The organism is Nocardia sp. NPDC041819, assembly GCF_055590505.1.
The window spans coordinates 25,714-43,176 of the sequence record NZ_JBVJAP010000026.1 but is presented as its reverse complement, the minus strand read 5'-3'; the positions used below and the strand labels follow the sequence as shown (position 1 = coordinate 43,176).

The following is a 17,463-nucleotide window of genomic DNA, read 5'->3' as shown; positions in this document are numbered from 1 at the left end:
TCGTCCGGCGTTCCGAGTCATGCTCCGTCCGGCCTCGGTGGGTACGTGATGACGGTGGCGCTCGCGATTCCGACCCCTGGGAAAGGCCCCTCCGCTGCGCTAATCGGGCCAAGCGGGCGGGCGCTTCGCCAGGAAGGCCGCCATTCCTTCGCGGGCGCCGGGAAGTTGAGCGGCGGCGGCCATGACTTCCAGGGCGAGGGCGTAGGCGTCTGCTTCGGGACGGTCGAGTTGGCTGTAGAGAGTGCGTTTGCCGAGTGCCTTGCTGGCCCGGCTGCCCCGGGTGGCGCGGGCGAGCAACGCACCCACGGCGGTGTCCAGCTCGGCGTCCGGCACCACACGGTTGATCAGTCCCCACTGTTCGGCGGTGCGGGCATCGATCGGGTCGCCGGTGAGGGCCATTTCCATCAGGCGTTTACGTCCGACGGCGCGGGCCACCGGCACCGCGGGGGTGTGGCAGAACCAGCCACCCTTGCCGCCGGGGAGCGCGAACCCGGCGGATTCGGCGGCGACGGCCAGATCGCAGGAGGCCACCAGCTGGCAGCCTGCGGCCGTGGCCAGACCGTGCACCCGGGCGATCACCACCTGCGGCACCGACTGGATGGTCGACATGAGCTCGGTGCAGAGCGTGAGCAGTTCCCGCACGCCGAGCAAGTCGCGCCCGGCGACGTCGGCGAAATCGTGGCCCGCGCAGAACACCGGGCCCCGCGCCCCGAGCACTATCCCGGTGGCGTCGGTCTCCCCTGCGGCCCGGAACGAGGCGAGCAGTTCGGCCAGATGCTCCCCCGACAGCGCGTTGCGCCGCTCCGGCCGGTTCATGGTGATGCGCACCGTGTCGCCGTCCCGCGCGACCAGCAGATGCCGATACTCCAAGGCGGTCATATCTCCACCGTAGATCTCCGCGGGCAGCCACACGACAGGTCGGAAAACCCGATTCAGAGGACTACTGCGCCGCACCGAATGCGGCGAGAGCACCCCGATCCGCGCGCGGCGTTCAGTCCGGTGCGCTGCTCAGGTAGCTGCGCAACATGGCGGTGACGGCGGTGATCTGGTCGACGGGGACGTGCTCGTCGCGCTTGTGCGCGAGGTTGGGATCGCCGGGACCGAAGTTGACGGCGGGGATGCCGCGGGCCGCGAAACGCGAGACGTCGGTCCAGCCGTACTTGGCGCGGACACCGCCGCCGCCGTGGCGCTGCACCGAGTCGATCAGGTCCTTGGCCGCCGGCGCCGTCAGGCCGGGCAGCGCGCCCGGCGCCGCGTCGATCACCTCGAAGGACAGCTCGAGCCCGGCGAAGACCTCGCGCACGTGCTCGACGGCTTGGTCGATCGTGCGGTCGGGAGCGAAACGGAAGTTGACCTCCAGCTCGGCGGCGTCCGGCACGACATTGCCCGCGACTCCGGCCTCGACCTGCACGGCGGACAGGCCCTCGCGATAGACGCAGCCGTCGATGTCCACTTCCCGCGCGCGATAGTCGGCCAGCCGCTGCAGTATCGGGGCCAGCCGGTGAATCGCGTTGTCGCCCAGCCACGCCCGCGCCGCGTGCGCGCGCACGCCGGAGGTGCGCAGTCGAGCGCGCAGCGCGCCCTGGCAACCGGCCTCGATCCAGCCGCCGGACGGTTCGCCGAGGACGGCGAGGTCGCCGGTGAGCCAGTCGGGCAGATCGCGCTCGATGTGCCCGAGCCCGTTGAACTCGGCGGCGATCTCCTCCCCGTCGTAGAAGATCAGGGTCAGGTCGTGCACCAGGTCGGCGACGGTCGCGGCGAGGTGCAGAAAGACCGCGTCACCCGACTTCATGTCCACCGAGCCGCAGCCGTAGAGGACCCGCTCACCCACCGGGCTCACCTCGAACCGGCCGGGCACGTTGTCGGCGATCGGCACGGTGTCCAGGTGCCCGGCCAGGATCACCCGGGTGGGCAGCCCACGCTGGGTGCGCGCCAGCACCACGTTTCCGTGCCGGAGGATCTCGAACCCCGTCGTCTGCTCACGCAACGCCCGCTCCACCACGTCGGTGATGGCCGCCTCGTCGCGCGAGACGCTCGGAATGTCGACGAGTGCGGCGGTCAGTGCGATCGGGTCGGCATGCAGGTCGATGGTCACGCGCTTCACCCTACGACCCGCTCACCCGCCACGGCCCGCACGCCGCCTCGGGTCGCGGCCGTCTCTTCCGGGAGCGGGCGCGGCTCGTCACACTGCTGCGCGCGAGGGAAAGAGTGTTCCGTGGACGCCGTGAACTTCGTGCCCTCCGGTGGCAGCGTCAGGCGCTCACCGGGCACACGGCCGTCCGGTCCTGGAGCCGAACGGGTATCGAGCCTGGTGACGGCGGTCGCCGGAGCAGCCGCACCGTTGTCCGGCGCGGGTCGGTAACCTCTAGGCCGTGAGCATCCAGGGAGCAGCAGCAGTCGGTATCGCCAATGTGACCGCGGACGGGACCGTACTGGACACGTGGTACCCGAACCCGCAGCTGGGCGAGTTCGCCGAGACCGGCACCAAGCGGCTGGACGAGGCGCCCGCCGAGTACGCGGCGCTGCTGGGCTTCGACGACGCGCGCGGGGTCGACGTGATCGCGGTGCGCACCACGATCGCCGACCTGTCCGCCGCCCCGGTCGACGCGCACGACGTCTACCTGCGCTTGCACCTGCTCTCGCACCGCCTGGTCAAACCGCACGAGGTGAGTCTGGAGGGCCAGTTCGGCCTGCTGACCAACGTGGTGTGGACCAATCACGGCCCCGCCGCGGTGGAGGGTTTCGAGGCCACTCGCGCCAAGCTGCGCGCCCGCGGTCCGGTCACCGTGTACAGCGTGGACAAGTTCCCGCGCATGGTCGACTACGTGCTGCCCTCCGGCGTCCGTATCGGCGACGCCGACCGCGTCCGCCTCGGCGCGCACCTGGCCTCCGGCACCACCGTCATGCACGAAGGCTTCGTGAACTTCAACGCGGGCACCCTCGGCGCCTCGATGATCGAGGGCCGCATCTCCGCGGGCGTCGTAGTCGGCGACGGCTCCGATATCGGCGGCGGCGCGTCCACCATGGGCACGCTCTCCGGCGGCGGCACCAAGGTCATCTCCATCGGCGAGCGCTCGCTGCTCGGCGCGAACTCCGGCCTCGGTATCCCGCTCGGCAACGACTGCGTGGTCGAGGCGGGCCTCTACCTGACCGCGGGCACCAAGGTCACCACCCCCGACGGCACCCTCGTCAAGGCGGCCGACCTGGCCGGCCACGACAACCTCCTGTTCCGCCGCAATTCCACCACCGGCGCCGTCGAGGTAGTCCCCCGCAAGGGCACCGGCATAGAACTCAACGCCGACCTCCACGCCAACGACTAGAACCTCACGAGTGGACAGGGTCGAGAGCTCTTCTCGCGCTTTGCCGCGACCATGTCCACTCGTGCAGCCTCGGCCGGATCAGGCGAGGTCGGGAGACTCAGCGGAGAGCCCGAATGCGATGACGCGCCGGGGATGGATGCGGATCATTTCGCGGGAGACGCCGGAGATGTACGGGTCGACGTCGGTGAGCGCTTCTGCGGTGCCCCGGATTTCGAGAAAGCGGACCCGCCATGGCTGGACCGACGCGACGTCGTCGACGACGAATGCGACGTGGTCGTTGGTGGCGAGGTTGCGGAATTTCCACGAGGCGCCCATGTTCCAGCCCGCGATGTCGATGGTGCCCAGGTCGGCGTTGTAGCGGAAGCCGACGGGGTTGTTCTGCGGGGTGCCGTCGGGCCGGACGGTGGCCAGCCGGCCCAGGCGCTGGGTATGCAGGTAGTCGATCTGTTCGGTGGTCAGGGTCGAAGTCATGGGCCGACCGTAGAACCTCTACCGAACTCGAGGTCAACCCAGTTTGTTCTTCTGCACCTTGCCCATCGCGTTGCGCGGCAGTGCGTCGAGCACGCGGACCTCGCGCGGACGCTTGTGCACCGAGAGTTCGCCGGCGACATGGTCGATCAGTTCGCGTTCGGTCGCGGCATCGCGCAGCACGACGAAGGCGGTGATGCGCTGACCGAGGTCGTCGTCGGGCAGGCCGACCACCGCAGCCTCCGCGACCGCCGGATGACCGAGCAGCACCGTCTCGATCTCCCCCGCGCCGACCCGGTAGCCACCGGATTTGATGAGGTCCACCGATTCCCGGCCGACGATGCGGTGGAAGCCCTCCGCGTCGATCGCGGCGACGTCGCCGGTCCGGAACCATCCGTCCTCGGTCCAGCTCTGCGCGGTCGCCTCCGGTCGGTTCAGATAACCGTCGAAGAGCATGGGTCCGGACACTTGGAGGCCGCCGATGCTCTCACCGTCGTGCGGTACCGAGGAGCCGGACTCGTCCCGCAGCCGGGTGCGCACGCCGCGCACCGGCGTGCCGACCCACCCCGGCCTGCGCTCGCCGTCGGCCCGGGTGGACAGCGTGATCATGGTCTCGCTCATGCCGTAGCGCTCGACCGGAGCGTGCCCGGTCAGCTCGCGCAGTCGCTCGAACACCGGCACGGGCAGTGGCGCACTACCGGAGACCAGCAGCCGCGCGCCGGACAATCGCTTCGCCGAGTCGGGGTCCTCGACCACCCGCGACCACACGGTCGGCACACCGAAGTACAGCGAACCTCCGGCCGCCGCGTACGCCTGCGGCGTCGGCTTGCCGGTGTGGATCAGCGGACTGCCCACGCGCAGCGGGCCGAGCAGGCCGAGAATCAGCCCATGCACGTGGAACAGCGGAAGCCCGTGCACCAGCGTGTCGCTCGCGGTCCAGGTCCATGCGTCGGCGAGGGCGTCCAGACCGGCGGCGATCGCGCCCCTGCTGAGCATCACGCCCTTGGGCAAACCGGTGGTTCCCGAGGTGTACAGCACGAATGCCGTAGCGGCCGGGTCGGGTTCGGGATAGGTGTGCCATGACCTGGCGTGCCGTCGCACCGGCACCACGGACAGTTCCGCGTCCTGCGGCGCTTGCCCCAGCCACGCCTGAGCACCCGAATCGGCCAGGATGTGCGCGCGCTCCGCGGTTCCGGAGTCCGGTGGCACCGGCACCACGGTGACACCCGCGATGAGGCAGCCGACCACCGCGAGCACGGTCTCCACCGTGGGCCCTGCGAGCACCGCCACCCGCTCGGCGCGCGCGACGCGTTCGGCCACCGAAGTGGCCGCGCCCAGCAGGTCACTGCGGGACAGGGTGGTCCCGTCGATGGTGACGGCGTCGGGGATGTCCGCTCCGCCTGCGACGGCGAGCGGGTTCAGCGAACTGAGCAGCAGCGGCGGACCGAACGACATCCGCCCACGCTACTTCGCCAGGTTCACCGCAGCGCGGGGCGACCGGTGCGGGCTGTGACGGTTGACACTTCCGCTGACGTGGTGAGAACGTTGTTGCATAGTTTTCTCAGCACTGCGAGGTCGACGATGACCAGGCCACTTCCCGCCACGCGTTCCCCCGAATCGCCGGACTCCTTCGACATCGGGCAATACATCGACGGCGTAGCCGGCTTGTTCGGCGGCGTCGCGAACGTCATCATGCAGCTGAGCACACCGCCGGTCGGATACGGCGTCCTGGAGAGCACCGTGCACAGCGGCAACGTGATGTTGCATCCGATCAAACGACTGCGCACCACCCTGACCTACCTCTCGGTGGCGATGCTCGGCACCGACGAGGAACGCACCGCCTATCGCGAGGCGGTCGACGTCTCACACCGCCCGGTCCACTCGACCGCGTCGAGCCCGGTGCGCTACAACGCCTTCGACCCCGCGCTGCAACTCTGGGTCGCGGCCTGCCTGCATTGGGGAGCGCAGGATCTGTACGAGCGCATGCACGGCCCGATGGACGAGGCGACGGCCGACGCGTTCTACCATCTGGCCGCCCGGCTGGGCACCACCCTTCAGATGCCCGAATCGATGTGGCCGGCCGACCGTCGCGCCTTCGAGGAGTACTGGGCCACGAATCTCGCGAAGACCAGCATCGATCCGGTCGTCCGTGCCTATTTCGACGACCTCGTCGACCTGCGCATGCTGCCCCGGCCCGCGCAGCTGGCATTCGGGCGCCTGCATCGCTTCTTCGTGACCGGCCTGCTGCCCGAGCATCTGCGCGCCGAGATGGGCATGACCTGGACCGACCGCGACGAGCGCGCACTCGCCCACATCTTGCGCGCGGTCGGGGCCACGCAATCCCGGCTCCCGCGACCGGTCCGCCTGTTTCCCCTGAACGCCTATCTCCTCGATATGCGCGTCCGGCGTCGGCTCGGCCTGCGCCTGGTCTGACGGCGGACTCCGTTTCGCATAGCTACTACTGGGCAATCGCATCACGTACATCCCGATCGTGTTGTCCCGATCGGCGGTCCGACGCCGCGAGCCAGGAGGAGAAGATGGGCTTCCGATTGACCACGACCGCGCTCGTGGCCGGCGCGCTCCTGGCGCTGTCCGCCCCGGTAGCCTGCGCTGACGAGACCACGGAGACCGAGGTGGCCGCGGTACCGCCGCGCACAGCGATCTCCGTGCGCACCTCGGTGGGCATCGGCTGGGGCACGGCGAACGAACACGAGTCGCGCTCGAGCCTGTCGCTGTCCAAACTCTTCTTGGCCGACTACGCCCTGCGCCGTGGCGACGGCTCGGCCGAGGATCGATTCCTAGGCGAGCAAATGATCCGCTATTCCGATGACGGGGCGGCGAGCTTGATGGAGGCCAAGTATCCCCAGGCCATCGCCGCCATCGCCGCCGAATACGGGCTCGCCGAGACGACGCCCGGACCCAATTGGGGCGCGGGGACGACAAGCGCCGCCGACGTCTCCGACTTTCTGGCCACGAAACTGCGCACCGATCCCGGATCACCGATCTTCGAATGGATGGCGGCGGCAGGATCGACGGCTCGAGACGGCACCGAACAGGACTGGGGCACCGCACGGTGGCCGTTCGTGCTCGGCACCAAATGGGGCTGGTCGGATCTCGGCGAGCCGGAGGTCGCCTCGGCCTCCTACGGCCCTGGTTTCGCGGTGACCGCGCACACTCGCGGTACCTCGGCCGAGCAGACCGCGGACGTGACGGCCGCGCTCTGGGCGATGATCACCGGGGTCCCGCTGCACCGCTGAGCCGGTCAGCGCACCCGGAACGACACCACCACGTGGTCGCGCGCGAACTGCCGGATCGACGCGTCGTCACCGAGCGGGATGACGGTCTGCGGCGTCAGCGCCAGTGACAGCGCGGTACGGGCGATCATCTCGGCCAACGGCTCCGGATCGTATTCCGGCAACTTGCCTTCGCGCTGTAAGCGGGTGATGAATTCGGCCAGGTAATCCCGCCCGAGCTCGATGACCGGAGCGCCCTGGGTGGTCAGGTAGGGCAGCACGAGTTCGGGTTCGGTGGCAAGCAGCCGGTGGATCAGCTGATTTCCGCGCAGGCCGTTGATGAACGCGGCGAACAGTTCGACGATCTGATCTTCCGCGCTCGCGTTCCGGTCCACCTGGCGCTGGAGCGCGGCGTCGACCTCCTCGATGAAATCGCGCGTCTGCCGCAGCCCGACGGCCCTGATCAGATCGGTTTTGCTCGCGAAGCGGCGATAGAGCGTGGCCAGCGACAATCCGCCGCGGCGCGCGACTTCGACCATGCTGGTCCGCTTGATACCGAAGTCGAGAAACGCCAGCAGCGCCGCGTCCAGCACTCGCGCCTGGTTGCGATCCTCGGGGGCAGCGCTGCGCACCAGCGGCAGCAGCCTGGTCAGCCTGGCCATACCTCAACCCTATCCGCGAGACCGAAACGATGACACTTTCAGCATCGCACACCGTCACCGTCTTCTCGCACGATTGACACCAGCCGCGAGTCGATGAGAAAGTTTGGGCATAATCTTCTCATCGACCGATCTTCCTGGATCGGGCCGACACGAAAGACGAGGTCGACGATGACCGCGCCGCTGCGCACCGCCGAGCACGAGCCCGACCCCAGCCGAGCCCTCACGCCGGAGACGGTCGAAGAGTATGTGGACGGCATCGCCGCCTTTCTCGGCGGCGCGGCCAATGTCATCATGCAGCTGAGCTTGCGCCCGGTCGGCCGCGGCGTCCTGGAGAGCACCGTCGACAGCGGCAAGGTCACGCTGCATCCGATCAAGCGGCTGCGCACCACACTCACCTATATCGCCGTCGCGCTGCTCGGGTCGGATGCCGAGCGCGAGGCGTACCGCGAGGCCGTCAACGTGTCGCACCGGTCGGTGCGCTCCACCGCGGCGAGCCCGGTGAAGTACAACGCTTTCGACCCGAACCTGCAGCTGTGGGTCGCGGCCTGCCTGTACTGGGGCATCGATGACCTCTACACCCGGATGCACGGCCCCATGGACGACGCCACCGCCGACGCCTTCTACGACTACGCCGCGCGCCTGGGCACCACCTTGCAGATGCGGCCGGAGATGTGGCCGGCGAATCGCTCGGCATTCCAGCGGTATTGGGACGAGAACTTGAAGAAGCACGGCATCGAGCCCGAGCTGCGGGACTACTTCGACGGCCTGATCGACCTGAAGATGATGCCGCGACCGGTGCAGGTCGTCTTCGCCGGGCTGCAACGCTTCATCGTCACCGGCCTGCTCCCGCAGCACCTGCGCGACGAGATGGGCATGACCTGGACCGACCGCGACCAGCGGCGCCTGGACCGGCTGCTGCGGGCCATCGGGGCCGTGCACCGGCGACTGCCAAAGTCGGCACGAATGTTCCCGCTCAACGCCTACCACTACGACCTGCGCAGGCGGCTGCGGCAGGGGAAGCCGCTGGTGTAACCGCGCGCCTCAGCTCCCCATGTGCGGATAGCGGTAATCCACGGCAGGCACGAACGTCTCCTTGATCGTCCGTGGCGCGACCCAGCGCAGCAGGTTCAACGGCGAGCCCGCCTTGTCGTCGGTGCCGGAGGCGCGCGCCCCGCCGAACGGCTGCTGACCCACCACCGCGCCGGTGGGCTTGTCGTTGATGTAGAAGTTGCCCGCCGCGAATCGCAGCGCGGCGTCGGCCTCTTCGATCGCGTACCGGTCCTGCGCGAACACCGCGCCGGTGAGCGCGTAGGGCGCCGCCGACTCCACCTCGGCGAGTATCGCGCTGTAGGCGCCGGGCTCGGTGTCGTCGTAGACGTACACCGACAGGATCGGTCCGAAGTACTCGGTGGCGAACGATTCGTCGTGCGGGTTGTCCGCCAGGAACACGGTGGGCCGGACGAACCAGCCTTCGCTGTCGTCGTAGGTTCCGCCGACCGGGATGGCGATGCCCGCTTCCCCGGCGCGGCGGATGGCCGTCACGTTCTTGTCGTAGGCGCGCCGATCGATCAACGCCCCACCGAAATTCGACAGATCCGCGACGTCGCCATAGCTCAGCTCGCCGGTCTCGTGCAGGAACTCGTCGCCCATCGCGCGCCAGACCGACCGCGCGATGTAGGCGCGCGAGGCCGCCGAGCACTTCTGGCCCTGATACTCGAACGCTCCGCGAATCAGGGCGGTGCGCAGCGCGTCCGGGTCGGCCGAGGAGTGCGCGACGATGAAGTCCTTGCCACCCGTCTCCCCCACCAGGCGCGGATAGCCGTGATAGCGGTCGACATTCGCGCCCACCTGCTGCCACAGATACCGAAATGTCTTGGTGGAACCGGTGAAATGGATTCCCGCCAGCCGCGGATCGGTCAGCGCCACCTCCGACAGCTGCACACCGTTTCCGGTGACCATGTTGATCACGCCGGGCGGCAGGCCCGCCGCCTCCAACAGCCGCATCGTGTGGAACGCCGCCAACGTCTGCGTCGGCGAGGGCTTCCACACCACCGTGTTGCCCATCAGCGCGGGCGCGGTCGGCAGGTTCCCGGCGATCGCGGTGAAGTTGAACGGCGTGATGGCGTAGACGAACCCTTCCAGCGGCCGATAGTCCATCCGGTTCCACACCCCGGCACTGGACCCGGGCTGTTGCGCCAGGATGTCGCGCGCGAACGCGACGTTGAAACGCCAGAAGTCGACCAGCTCGCACGGGGCGTCGATCTCGGCCTGCTGGGCCGATTTCGACTGCCCGAGCATGGTGGCCGCCGCGAGAGTCTCCCGCCACGGCCCGGCCAGCAGGTCGGCGGCGCGCAGCAGCACCGCGGCGCGGTCCTCGAAGGGCAGCGCCCGCCACCCCGGGGCGGCCGCCATCGCGGCATCGATGGCTCCGTGCGCTTCCGACTGGGTGATGTCGGTGTAGGTCCCCAGCACTTGCCGGTGCCGGTGCGGTGCGACGATGTCGTGCCGTTCACCGATGCCGGGGCGGTGCTTGCCGCCGATCACCAGCGGCACGTCGACGGACGCGGCGGACAGCTCGGCGAGTTTGCCGAGCAATAGCTCCCGTTCGAGGCTACCGGGCGCGTAGGAGTGCACCGGCTCGTTGGCGGGCGTGGGGACAACCGTGACAGCGTCCATACCTCAGGCTAGCTCGCCTGGCCCGGCGCGCGTGGACGCCGACACACCGGGATGACCCCGGGATCAGAACGGCCCCTATCGAAATTGCTGCGCTCGCACGGAGCGGGAAACCGCTTCCGGCGTCAGCCCGCGGCCAGTCGTTCGGCCGCCGCGGCGATCCGCTCGTCGGTCGCGGTCAGCGCGATCCGCACGTGCTCGCTCGCGCCGGGGCCGTAGAAGTCGCCGGGCGCGGCGAGGATGCCGCGGTCGGCGAGCCAGTCCAAGGTGGTCCGGCACGGCTCGCCGCGCGTGGACCACAGATAGAGGCCCGCCTCGGAGTGATCGATCCGGAAACCGGCTGCTTCCAGCGCTTTTCGCAGCACGTCACGGCGGGCGCGGTACCGCTCGCGCTGACGCGCCTCGTGCGCGTCGTCGCTGAGCGCGGCCGTCATCGCGGCCTGGATCGGGAACGGCACCATCATGCCCGCGTGCTTGCGCACTTCGAGCAGCTCCGCGACCAGCGCCGGATCGCCCGCCACGAACCCGGCACGGTAACTGGCCAGGTTGGAGGTCTTCGACAGCGAATGCACGGCCAGCAGGTTGGTGTGGTCGCCGTCGCACACCTCGGGGTCGAGCAAGGAGAGGGCGCGGCCCTCCCAGGTCAGTCCCAGGTAGCACTCGTCGGAGGCGACGATCGCGCCGCGTTCCCGGGCGAAGGCGACCACCTTGCGCAGATGCTCGACGCCGAGTACCCGGCCGGTCGGGTTGGACGGCGAGTTCACATAGATCAGCGCGGGCGTCTGTGGACCGAGCCGGGTCAGTCCGTCGGCGCGCAGCACCTGCGCGCCCGCCAGCAGCGCGCCCACCTCGTAGGTGGGATACGCGACCTCCGGGATGACGACCAGGTCGCCCGCGCCGAGGCCGAGCAGCCGGGGGAGTCCCGCGATCAGCTCTTTGGTGCCGATGGCGGGCAGCACGGCCGCGGGCTCGAGTCCGGTGATCCCGTAGCGCCGCTTCAGCGCGTCGACCGCGGCCGCACGGAGTTCGGGGGTGCCGTGCGTGGTCGGATAGCCGGGCACCGCGGCGACGGAGTTCAGCGCGGTCCGGATCAGCGGGTCGACCGGGTCGACCGGAGTGCCGACGGACAGGTCGACGATCCCGCCTGGATGGGCGGCCGCCCGCACCTTCACCGAAGCGATGGTGTCCCAGGGAAAATCGGGTAGCAGGCTGCTGACCCGGCCACGCGGCGACACGTCAGGTCTCACTCACTCGCCATCGGGGGCAGTTCCTTGATGAACGGCGGGTCGTAGTCCACCTTGCCGACCTTGGTGGCGCCGCCGGGCGAGCCCAGCTCATCGAAGAAATCGACGTTGGCGTTCACGTATCCGCTCCACTGGTCCGGGGTGTCGTCTTCGTAGAAGATCGCCTCCACCGGGCACACCGGCTCACATGCACCACAGTCCACGCACTCGTCGGGATGGATGTACAGCATGCGGCCACCCTCGTAGATGCAGTCCACGGGGCATTCCTCGATGCATGCCTTGTCCTTCACGTCAACGCACGGTTCAGCGATGATGTACGGCACTGCCGCTCTCCTAGTCTGTCCTCGCCTGCGGGATAGTCCGCCCGGCGAAACCCTATCCCGGCACCCCACGTTACTACTGGTCAGCCTGCCCTAACTTCGGGTGGTATATCCCGCTACGCGGGTCTTCCGGCCGTACCGGTCGGGTGGTACGGGATTTGCGTTCAGGTCCTGTGTGACGGCCGCTCCGGCTTCGGAGTCCCCGGCGAGTTACCCATGTACTGACGAATCACTCGTTCGGGGGACTTCGAGGTGGCCGGTCGACAACGCGGGCCACACCCATGCGCCGAAGACCGGTCACCGCGAAGTGCGGCCGATTCCCTACCCCACCGTCAGCGGCAACGCCGACACCTTGCGTTCCGGCACACCGTAGGTGGTCGTCCGCTCCCTGGCCGGTCGCCCGATGCCCGCGGCGATCTCCACCAGTTCGGCGACGGTCTTCGCCGAGCCGTGCTGCGAGCCCGCCATCCGGGAAATGGTCTCCTCCATCAACGTGCCGCCGAGATCGTTGGCGCCGCTGTTGAGCATCACCCGGGTGCCGGTGGTACCGAGCTTGACCCAGCTGGTCTGGATGTTGTGGATCCGGCCGTGCAGCATGATCCTGGCCAGCGCGTGCGCGGCGCGGTTATCCCGGTTGGTCGGCCCCGGCCGCGCGGCGCCCGCGAGGTACAGCGGCGCGCTCTGGTGCACGAACGGCAACAGCACGAATTCGGTGAAACCGCCGGTTTCGTCCTGGATACCGCGCAGCACGCGCAGATGCCCGACCCAATGCTTCGGATTGTCCACGTGGCCGTACATCATGGTCGAGCTGGACCGGATGCCCACCTGATGGGCCGTGGTGATCACCTCGATCCACGCCGAGGTGGGCAGTTTGCCCTTGGTGAGCACCCAGCGCACCTCGTCGTCCAGGATCTCCGCGGCGGTCCCCGGAATGGTGTCCAGGCCCGCTTCCTTCAGCGCGACCAGCCAGTCCCGGATGCTCTGACCGCCGCGCGAGGCGCCGTTCACGATCTCCATCGGACTGAACGCGTGCACGTGCAGCGACGGCACCCGCCGCTTGACCGCCCGCACCAGGTCGGCGTACCCGGTGACCGGCAGGTCGGGGTCGATGCCGCCCTGCATGCACACCTCGGTGGCGCCGTCGACATGCGCCTCCCAGGCTCGGTCGGCGACCTCGTCCATGCTCAGCGTGAACGCGTCCGCGTCTCCCTTGCGCTGGGCGAACGCGCAGAAGCGGCACCCGGTGTAGCAGATATTGGTGAAGTTGATGTTCCGGTTCACGACGTAGGTGACGTCGTCGCCGACGGTGTCGCGGCGCAGCTGATCAGCCAGCGCGGCGACCGCGTCCAGGTCCGCGCCGTCCGCCGTGGCCAGCGCGAGATACTCGGCGTCGCTGAGCCCGGCCGGATCGCGCTCGGCGGCGCGCAGCGCGGCGAGCACGTCGGCATCCAGCCGCTGCGGCGAGGTGACGGCGAGGTCGCGTGCCTGTTCACGAATGGTTTCCCAGTCGCCGAAAGCGCCGACGAGGTCCTGCCCGAGCGCCGCGTCGCTGCGGGCCTCGGTGTTGCGGCCCTCGGTGTCGATGGCGGTGTTGAGGTCGACGCGCCCGGCCGATTCCCACGACTCCTCGGGTTCCTGCCAGGGCAGGCCGACCGGGATCGCGTCCGACTTCGCCAGCCCCGTCGCCGGGTCGGTGAGCGCCGCGACGTGCGCGCCGATGCGCGGATCGACCCACGGATTGCCCGCGCGCACGTACTTCGGGTGCGCGGAGGTCCGCTCGACCAACTGGTAGCCCGCCGCCTCGGTGATCTCCCGCAAGGTGTCCAGGTTCGGCCACGGCCGCTCCGGATTCACGTGGTCGGGCGTCACGGGCGAGACGCCGCCCCAGTCATCGATGCCCGCCTCGATCAGCGCGCGGCACTCCTCGTGCGACACCAGGTTCGGCGGCGCTTGCACCGGCACGTCGGGCCCGAGCAGCACGCGGGTGACGGCGATGGTGGCGAGGAATTCCTCCAGGCCCGCGTCCGGCACGTCCCGCATCGCGGTGTCGTCCTTGGCGCGGAAATTCTGGATGATGACTTCCTGGATATGACCGAAAGCCTTGTGCTGCTTGCGGATCGCCATGATCGACTCGGCGCGCTCCGCCATCGTCTCGCCGATGCCGACCAGGATGCCGGTGGTGTAGGGCACCGAGAGCCGGCCCGCGTCGGTGATGGCCCGCAGCCGCACGGCCGGGTCCTTGTCCGGACTGCCGTAATGGCAGTTGCCCTTCTCGGTGAACAGCCGGGCGGAGGTGGTCTCCAGCATCATGCCCATGGACTGCGCCACCGGCTTGAGCCGCGCGATCTCCGCCCAGGACATCACGCCGGGGTTCAGGTGCGGCAGCAGGCCGGTCTCCTCCAGCACCATGATCGACACGGCGCGCAGGTAGTCCAGCGTGGAGTCGTAGCCGCGTTCGTCCAGCCACTGCGCGGCCTCCGGCCAGCGATCCTCGGGCCGGTCGCCCAGCGTGAACAACGCCTCCTTGCAGCCCAGCGCCGCACCTCGTCGGGCGATGTCGAGCACCTCGTCGGGTTCGAGGAACATGCCCTCGCCCTCGGCGCGCAGCTTGCCGGGCACCGTGACGAAGGTGCAGTAGTGGCACTTGTCCCGGCACAGGCGGGTCAGCGGGATGAAGACGTTGCGGGAATAACTGATCGTCTTCGGACGCCCGGCCGATGCCAGCCCGGCGTCGCGCACCCGCGCGGCGCTGCGACAGAGGTCGGCGAGGTCGTCGCCGGTCGCGTGCAGCAGCACCGCGGCCTCGTCCACGTTCAACGTGACACCGTCGCGGGCCCTGCGCAGCGCCCGGCGCATGGCCGATGGACTGGGCGGCGCGGACGGGACGCTCGGGTTCGGTAGGTCGGTCACGCCCTCGATCATGCGCTACACATCCGGAACTGTCTCCCTCCAGTGCTGGTTGCGGCGGAGCGGACAAGCCACCCGGGGCTACGGCTCCACCCGCCACAGCGCCCACGCAGGAACGTGGAGCGCCGTTGAGCGTTGACAACTGTGGGGTGCCCGAGGCTATTCCAGGGCACTGCCCAGCACAGGACTCGCGTTCACCCTTCGACGGTGGCTTCGGTCGTTCCGCCAGACGCGGCCTTCGCAGTGAAGGCCGGGCGCGCGCGAACTCCTCGGAGAGCACCCACGTCGGCGCCGCGCCGGGAACGACCACCGCTGTCGCGGCTACACCGGGGCCGCGCCTGCGACGGCAACGCATGAGGCCGACCGCCGCTCACGTTGTAATCCACGTCCGAATTGCCTGTGGCACAGAAGAATTCGTGCACCCATGGGAATCGCGCGGTCCCCGCGCTCACCCGCCTGCCCGCTCGGCACCGCCGACGCTCGCCGGCGACAGCGCACGCCTGGTCGTGCAAACATTGGCAGCATGTCGCAGCCGCGCACGATCATGGCCGATCCGGCCTGGCGCCCCAGTCCCAAGGCGAGGCTCCTGTGGACCGCGCAGGCCGCGCTGGGCTGGGTGATTCCGTTCGCGGCTCTGCTGGTGTGGTCGCTGCTCGACTCCGCGCATCGTGGATGGCAACTCGGCTTCTTCCTGGTCGCGCTCGTGCCGGCCCTGCTGACCATCGGCGTGGCCCCGTGGTGGCGCTACGCCGTGCACCGCTGGGAGGTCACCGACGAGGCGGTCTACACCCGGGTCGGCTGGCTCACCCAGGAGAGCCGGGTCGCGCCGATCTCGCGCGTACAGACCGTCGACACCGAACGCGGGCCGCTCGAGCGCCTGCTCGGACTGGCGACGGTCACCGTGACCACCGCGTCCTCCGCGGGAGCGGTCCAGATCAGCGCGCTCGATCTCCCGGTCGCCGAGGAAACCGTGACGCGGCTGACCAGGATCGCCGCCCAGCATCGCGGGGACGCGACATGAGTGGCGCGCCGGCGGCGGACGCCGCGCAGGCCGAACAGCCGTGGCAGCGGCTGGACAAGCGGATGCTGCTGCTCCACCCGATCACCGAGGTGGTGAAGTTCATCCCGGTGCTGATCGGTTCGGTGATCCTCGGCACCAGCAGCGGCAACCACGTGTGGAGCATCATTCCGCTCGTGCTGATCGTCGGGTTCGCGCTGACCCGCTGGTTCACCACGACGTATCGGGTCGGGCCGACGCACGTCGAGCTGCGCACCGGCCTGCTGCAACGCAAGAAGCTGTCGGTACCGCGCTCACGCATTCGCTCGGTGGACATCGAAGCCGACCTGCTGCACCGGGCGCTCGGACTCGCGGTGCTGGCGATCGGCACCGGCCAGCGGGCCGATTCGGGTGAGCAGTTCAAGCTCGACGCCCTGGACACGCGGGTCGTGCCGCCGTTACGGGCCGCGCTGCTCGCCCACACGGCCGCGCGGGCGGAGCAGTCCGAGAACCGGAAAGAGCCGGGGCAGAACGAATCCGGTGGCTTCGCCGCCCCGCGCACGCGGGCACGCGAGATCGGGCACTGGAGTCCGGCGTGGGTGCGTTACGCCCCGCTGTCGCTGACCGGGTTCGCGATCATCGCCCCGATCGTCGGCTTCGCGCTGCAGTACGGGCTCGGCGAGATCGTGTTCCGGTCGGACGCGGTACACGACGTGGAAGACGGCGGCGTGCTCGTCCTCGCGCTCGCCGCGGGGGCGCTGCTGTGCGCCATCGTCCTCGTGGTCAGCGCTGCCGCCTGCGCGCACTATCTGACCACTTATTTCGGACTGCGCGTGCGCGACGACGGCAAGACCCTGCAGCTGCGCCACGGCCTGTTCACCACCCGTCAGATCACGCTCGACCGGGCGCGGCTGCGCGGGGCGACGGTCAACGAACCCTTGCTGCTGCGCCTTGCCGGCGGCGCCGAACTCGAAGCGATCATGACCGGGGAGAACCCGCGCCAGAAGATCCTGCCGCAGGCGCCGCGCGAGGCCGTCGAACACACCCTCGCCCATCTCTTGGCCCCGCAGAAGGTGCACGACAACGACATTCCGCTCCGTGCGGACGCGACGCCCACCGGCGCGGGGGCGTCGGACTCGCACACCGTCCCGGAGCCGGGCAGCGCTCCGCTTATCGCACATGGGCCCGCGGCGCGGCGACGCAGGCATACCCGCGCGCTCGCGCCGGTCGTCCTGATCGCCGCGGTACCGGTCTTCTTCTCCCTTGCCGGAGAGCCCTATTCACCGTGGTGGTGGCTGGTGCCCGGCCTCGCGCTACCGATCGCGCTCGCGCTCGCGGAGGACCGCTATCGCGGCCTCGGCCACGCGGTACTGCCCCGCACGGCCGCCGGCCGGGCCTGGCTGATCACCCGGTCCGGGTCGCTGGACCGGGACCGCGACTGTCTGGAGGCCCCCGGCGTGATCGGCTGGACGGTGCGCCGGACCTTCTTCCAGCGGCGTGCGGGAGTCGCCACGGTGGTCGCGGCCACTGCGGCGGGCAAGAAGCGCTACGCGGTGGTCGACCTGCCCGCCGACGAGGCGTGGGGTCTCATCGAAGCGGTCACCCCGGGGCTGGCCGGTGCGCGCTGACCCACCGGGCG

General features: G+C 69.6%; 15 protein-coding genes. 6 read left to right on the top strand and 9 right to left on the bottom strand.

The features are described from left to right. Positions 1-99: 99 nt before the first annotated feature. On the bottom strand, positions 100-879 hold the full coding sequence (locus ACZ6DL_RS36220) for an enoyl-CoA hydratase-related protein (RefSeq protein ID WP_466058044.1): 780 nt from the start codon (positions 877-879) through the stop codon (positions 100-102). Positions 880-991: 112 nt separating this feature from the next. Continuing rightward, positions 992-2,095 (bottom strand): succinyl-diaminopimelate desuccinylase, encoded by a 1,104-nt coding sequence (dapE, locus tag ACZ6DL_RS36215; RefSeq protein ID WP_357036252.1) that lies wholly within the window; start codon positions 2,093-2,095, stop codon positions 992-994. Between the two features lie 277 nt (positions 2,096-2,372). On the opposite strand from dapE, the gene dapD reads away from it, so the two are divergent. Next, entirely contained in the window at positions 2,373-3,320 is a 948-nt protein-coding gene (gene dapD, locus ACZ6DL_RS36210) for a 2,3,4,5-tetrahydropyridine-2,6-dicarboxylate N-succinyltransferase (RefSeq protein WP_466058042.1), read from the top strand. Between the two features lie 78 nt (positions 3,321-3,398). Here dapD and ACZ6DL_RS36205 read toward each other — a convergent pair whose 3' ends face one another. Continuing rightward, entirely contained in the window at positions 3,399-3,791 is a 393-nt protein-coding gene (locus ACZ6DL_RS36205) for a PPOX class F420-dependent oxidoreductase (protein ID WP_466058040.1), read from the bottom strand. Between the two features lie 33 nt (positions 3,792-3,824). Beyond that, on the bottom strand, positions 3,825-5,243 hold the full coding sequence (locus ACZ6DL_RS36200; protein ID WP_466058038.1) for an acyl-CoA synthetase: 1,419 nt from the start codon (positions 5,241-5,243) through the stop codon (positions 3,825-3,827). A gap of 126 nt (positions 5,244-5,369) precedes the next feature. Between ACZ6DL_RS36200 and ACZ6DL_RS36195 the strand changes: the two genes are divergently transcribed. Both ACZ6DL_RS36195 and ACZ6DL_RS36190 read left to right on the top strand, forming a co-directional pair. After that, entirely contained in the window at positions 5,370-6,221 is an 852-nt protein-coding gene (locus ACZ6DL_RS36195; RefSeq protein WP_466058036.1) for an oxygenase MpaB family protein, read from the top strand. 104 nt (positions 6,222-6,325) lie between these two features. Further along, entirely contained in the window at positions 6,326-7,045 is a 720-nt protein-coding gene (locus ACZ6DL_RS36190) for a hypothetical protein (protein WP_466058034.1), read from the top strand. A 5-nt stretch (positions 7,046-7,050) separates the two neighbouring features. Here ACZ6DL_RS36190 and ACZ6DL_RS36185 read toward each other — a convergent pair whose 3' ends face one another. Beyond that, a complete protein-coding gene (locus ACZ6DL_RS36185; RefSeq protein WP_062974559.1) occupies positions 7,051-7,683 on the bottom strand; it encodes a TetR/AcrR family transcriptional regulator in 633 nt (210 codons plus the stop codon). A gap of 168 nt (positions 7,684-7,851) precedes the next feature. Between ACZ6DL_RS36185 and ACZ6DL_RS36180 the strand changes: the two genes are divergently transcribed. Further along, on the top strand, positions 7,852-8,715 hold the full coding sequence (locus tag ACZ6DL_RS36180) for an oxygenase MpaB family protein (RefSeq protein ID WP_466058032.1): 864 nt from the start codon (positions 7,852-7,854) through the stop codon (positions 8,713-8,715). 9 nt (positions 8,716-8,724) lie between these two features. Here ACZ6DL_RS36180 and pruA read toward each other — a convergent pair whose 3' ends face one another. The 4 genes from pruA to ACZ6DL_RS36160 form a co-directional block, all read right to left on the bottom strand. Further along, positions 8,725-10,359, bottom strand: coding sequence for an L-glutamate gamma-semialdehyde dehydrogenase (gene pruA / locus ACZ6DL_RS36175; RefSeq protein WP_466058030.1), 1,635 nt, complete (start codon positions 10,357-10,359; stop codon positions 8,725-8,727). A 122-nt stretch (positions 10,360-10,481) separates the two neighbouring features. After that, entirely contained in the window at positions 10,482-11,603 is a 1,122-nt protein-coding gene (gene dapC, locus ACZ6DL_RS36170; RefSeq protein ID WP_281032561.1) for a succinyldiaminopimelate transaminase, read from the bottom strand. Further along, complete coding sequence (gene fdxA / locus ACZ6DL_RS36165; protein ID WP_014987978.1) at positions 11,600-11,923, bottom strand: ferredoxin; 324 nt, start codon at positions 11,921-11,923, stop codon at positions 11,600-11,602. Before fdxA ends, dapC begins: the two co-directional genes overlap by 4 nt. Before the next feature lie 318 nt (positions 11,924-12,241). Further along, positions 12,242-14,842: a bifunctional FO biosynthesis protein CofGH gene (locus ACZ6DL_RS36160; RefSeq protein WP_466058028.1), complete on the bottom strand. Its 2,601-nt coding sequence runs from the start codon at positions 14,840-14,842 to the stop codon at positions 12,242-12,244. 508 nt (positions 14,843-15,350) lie between these two features. Between ACZ6DL_RS36160 and ACZ6DL_RS36155 the strand changes: the two genes are divergently transcribed. Next, positions 15,351-15,848 (top strand): PH domain-containing protein, encoded by a 498-nt coding sequence (locus tag ACZ6DL_RS36155; RefSeq protein ID WP_466058026.1) that lies wholly within the window; start codon positions 15,351-15,353, stop codon positions 15,846-15,848. Beyond that, the gene (locus tag ACZ6DL_RS36150; RefSeq protein WP_466058024.1) at positions 15,845-17,452 is read left to right on the top strand and encodes a PH domain-containing protein; all 1,608 of its coding nucleotides are present in this window, start codon (positions 15,845-15,847) and stop codon (positions 17,450-17,452) included. Before ACZ6DL_RS36155 ends, ACZ6DL_RS36150 begins: the two co-directional genes overlap by 4 nt. The last annotated feature ends 11 nt before the right edge of the window (positions 17,453-17,463 follow it).

Bases quoted from the DNA above. Each gene is read 5' to 3' on its own strand.
- ACZ6DL_RS36220 (WP_466058044.1), bottom strand. From the start codon at position 879: ATGACCGCCTTGGAGTATCGGCATCTGCTGGTCGCGCGGGACGGCGAC.
- ACZ6DL_RS36205 (WP_466058040.1), bottom strand. From the start codon at position 3,791: ATGACTTCGACCCTGACCACCGAACAGATCGACTACCTGCATACCCAG.
- ACZ6DL_RS36200 (WP_466058038.1), bottom strand. From the start codon at position 5,243: ATGTCGTTCGGTCCGCCGCTGCTGCTCAGTTCGCTGAACCCGCTCGCC.
- ACZ6DL_RS36195 (WP_466058036.1), top strand. From the start codon at position 5,370: ATGACCAGGCCACTTCCCGCCACGCGTTCCCCCGAATCGCCGGACTCC.
- ACZ6DL_RS36190 (WP_466058034.1), top strand. From the start codon at position 6,326: ATGGGCTTCCGATTGACCACGACCGCGCTCGTGGCCGGCGCGCTCCTG.
- ACZ6DL_RS36185 (WP_062974559.1), bottom strand. From the start codon at position 7,683: ATGGCCAGGCTGACCAGGCTGCTGCCGCTGGTGCGCAGCGCTGCCCCC.
- ACZ6DL_RS36180 (WP_466058032.1), top strand. From the start codon at position 7,852: ATGACCGCGCCGCTGCGCACCGCCGAGCACGAGCCCGACCCCAGCCGA.
- pruA (WP_466058030.1), bottom strand. From the start codon at position 10,359: ATGGACGCTGTCACGGTTGTCCCCACGCCCGCCAACGAGCCGGTGCAC.
- ACZ6DL_RS36160 (WP_466058028.1), bottom strand. From the start codon at position 14,842: ATGATCGAGGGCGTGACCGACCTACCGAACCCGAGCGTCCCGTCCGCG.
- ACZ6DL_RS36155 (WP_466058026.1), top strand. From the start codon at position 15,351: ATGTCGCAGCCGCGCACGATCATGGCCGATCCGGCCTGGCGCCCCAGT.
- ACZ6DL_RS36150 (WP_466058024.1), top strand. From the start codon at position 15,845: ATGAGTGGCGCGCCGGCGGCGGACGCCGCGCAGGCCGAACAGCCGTGG.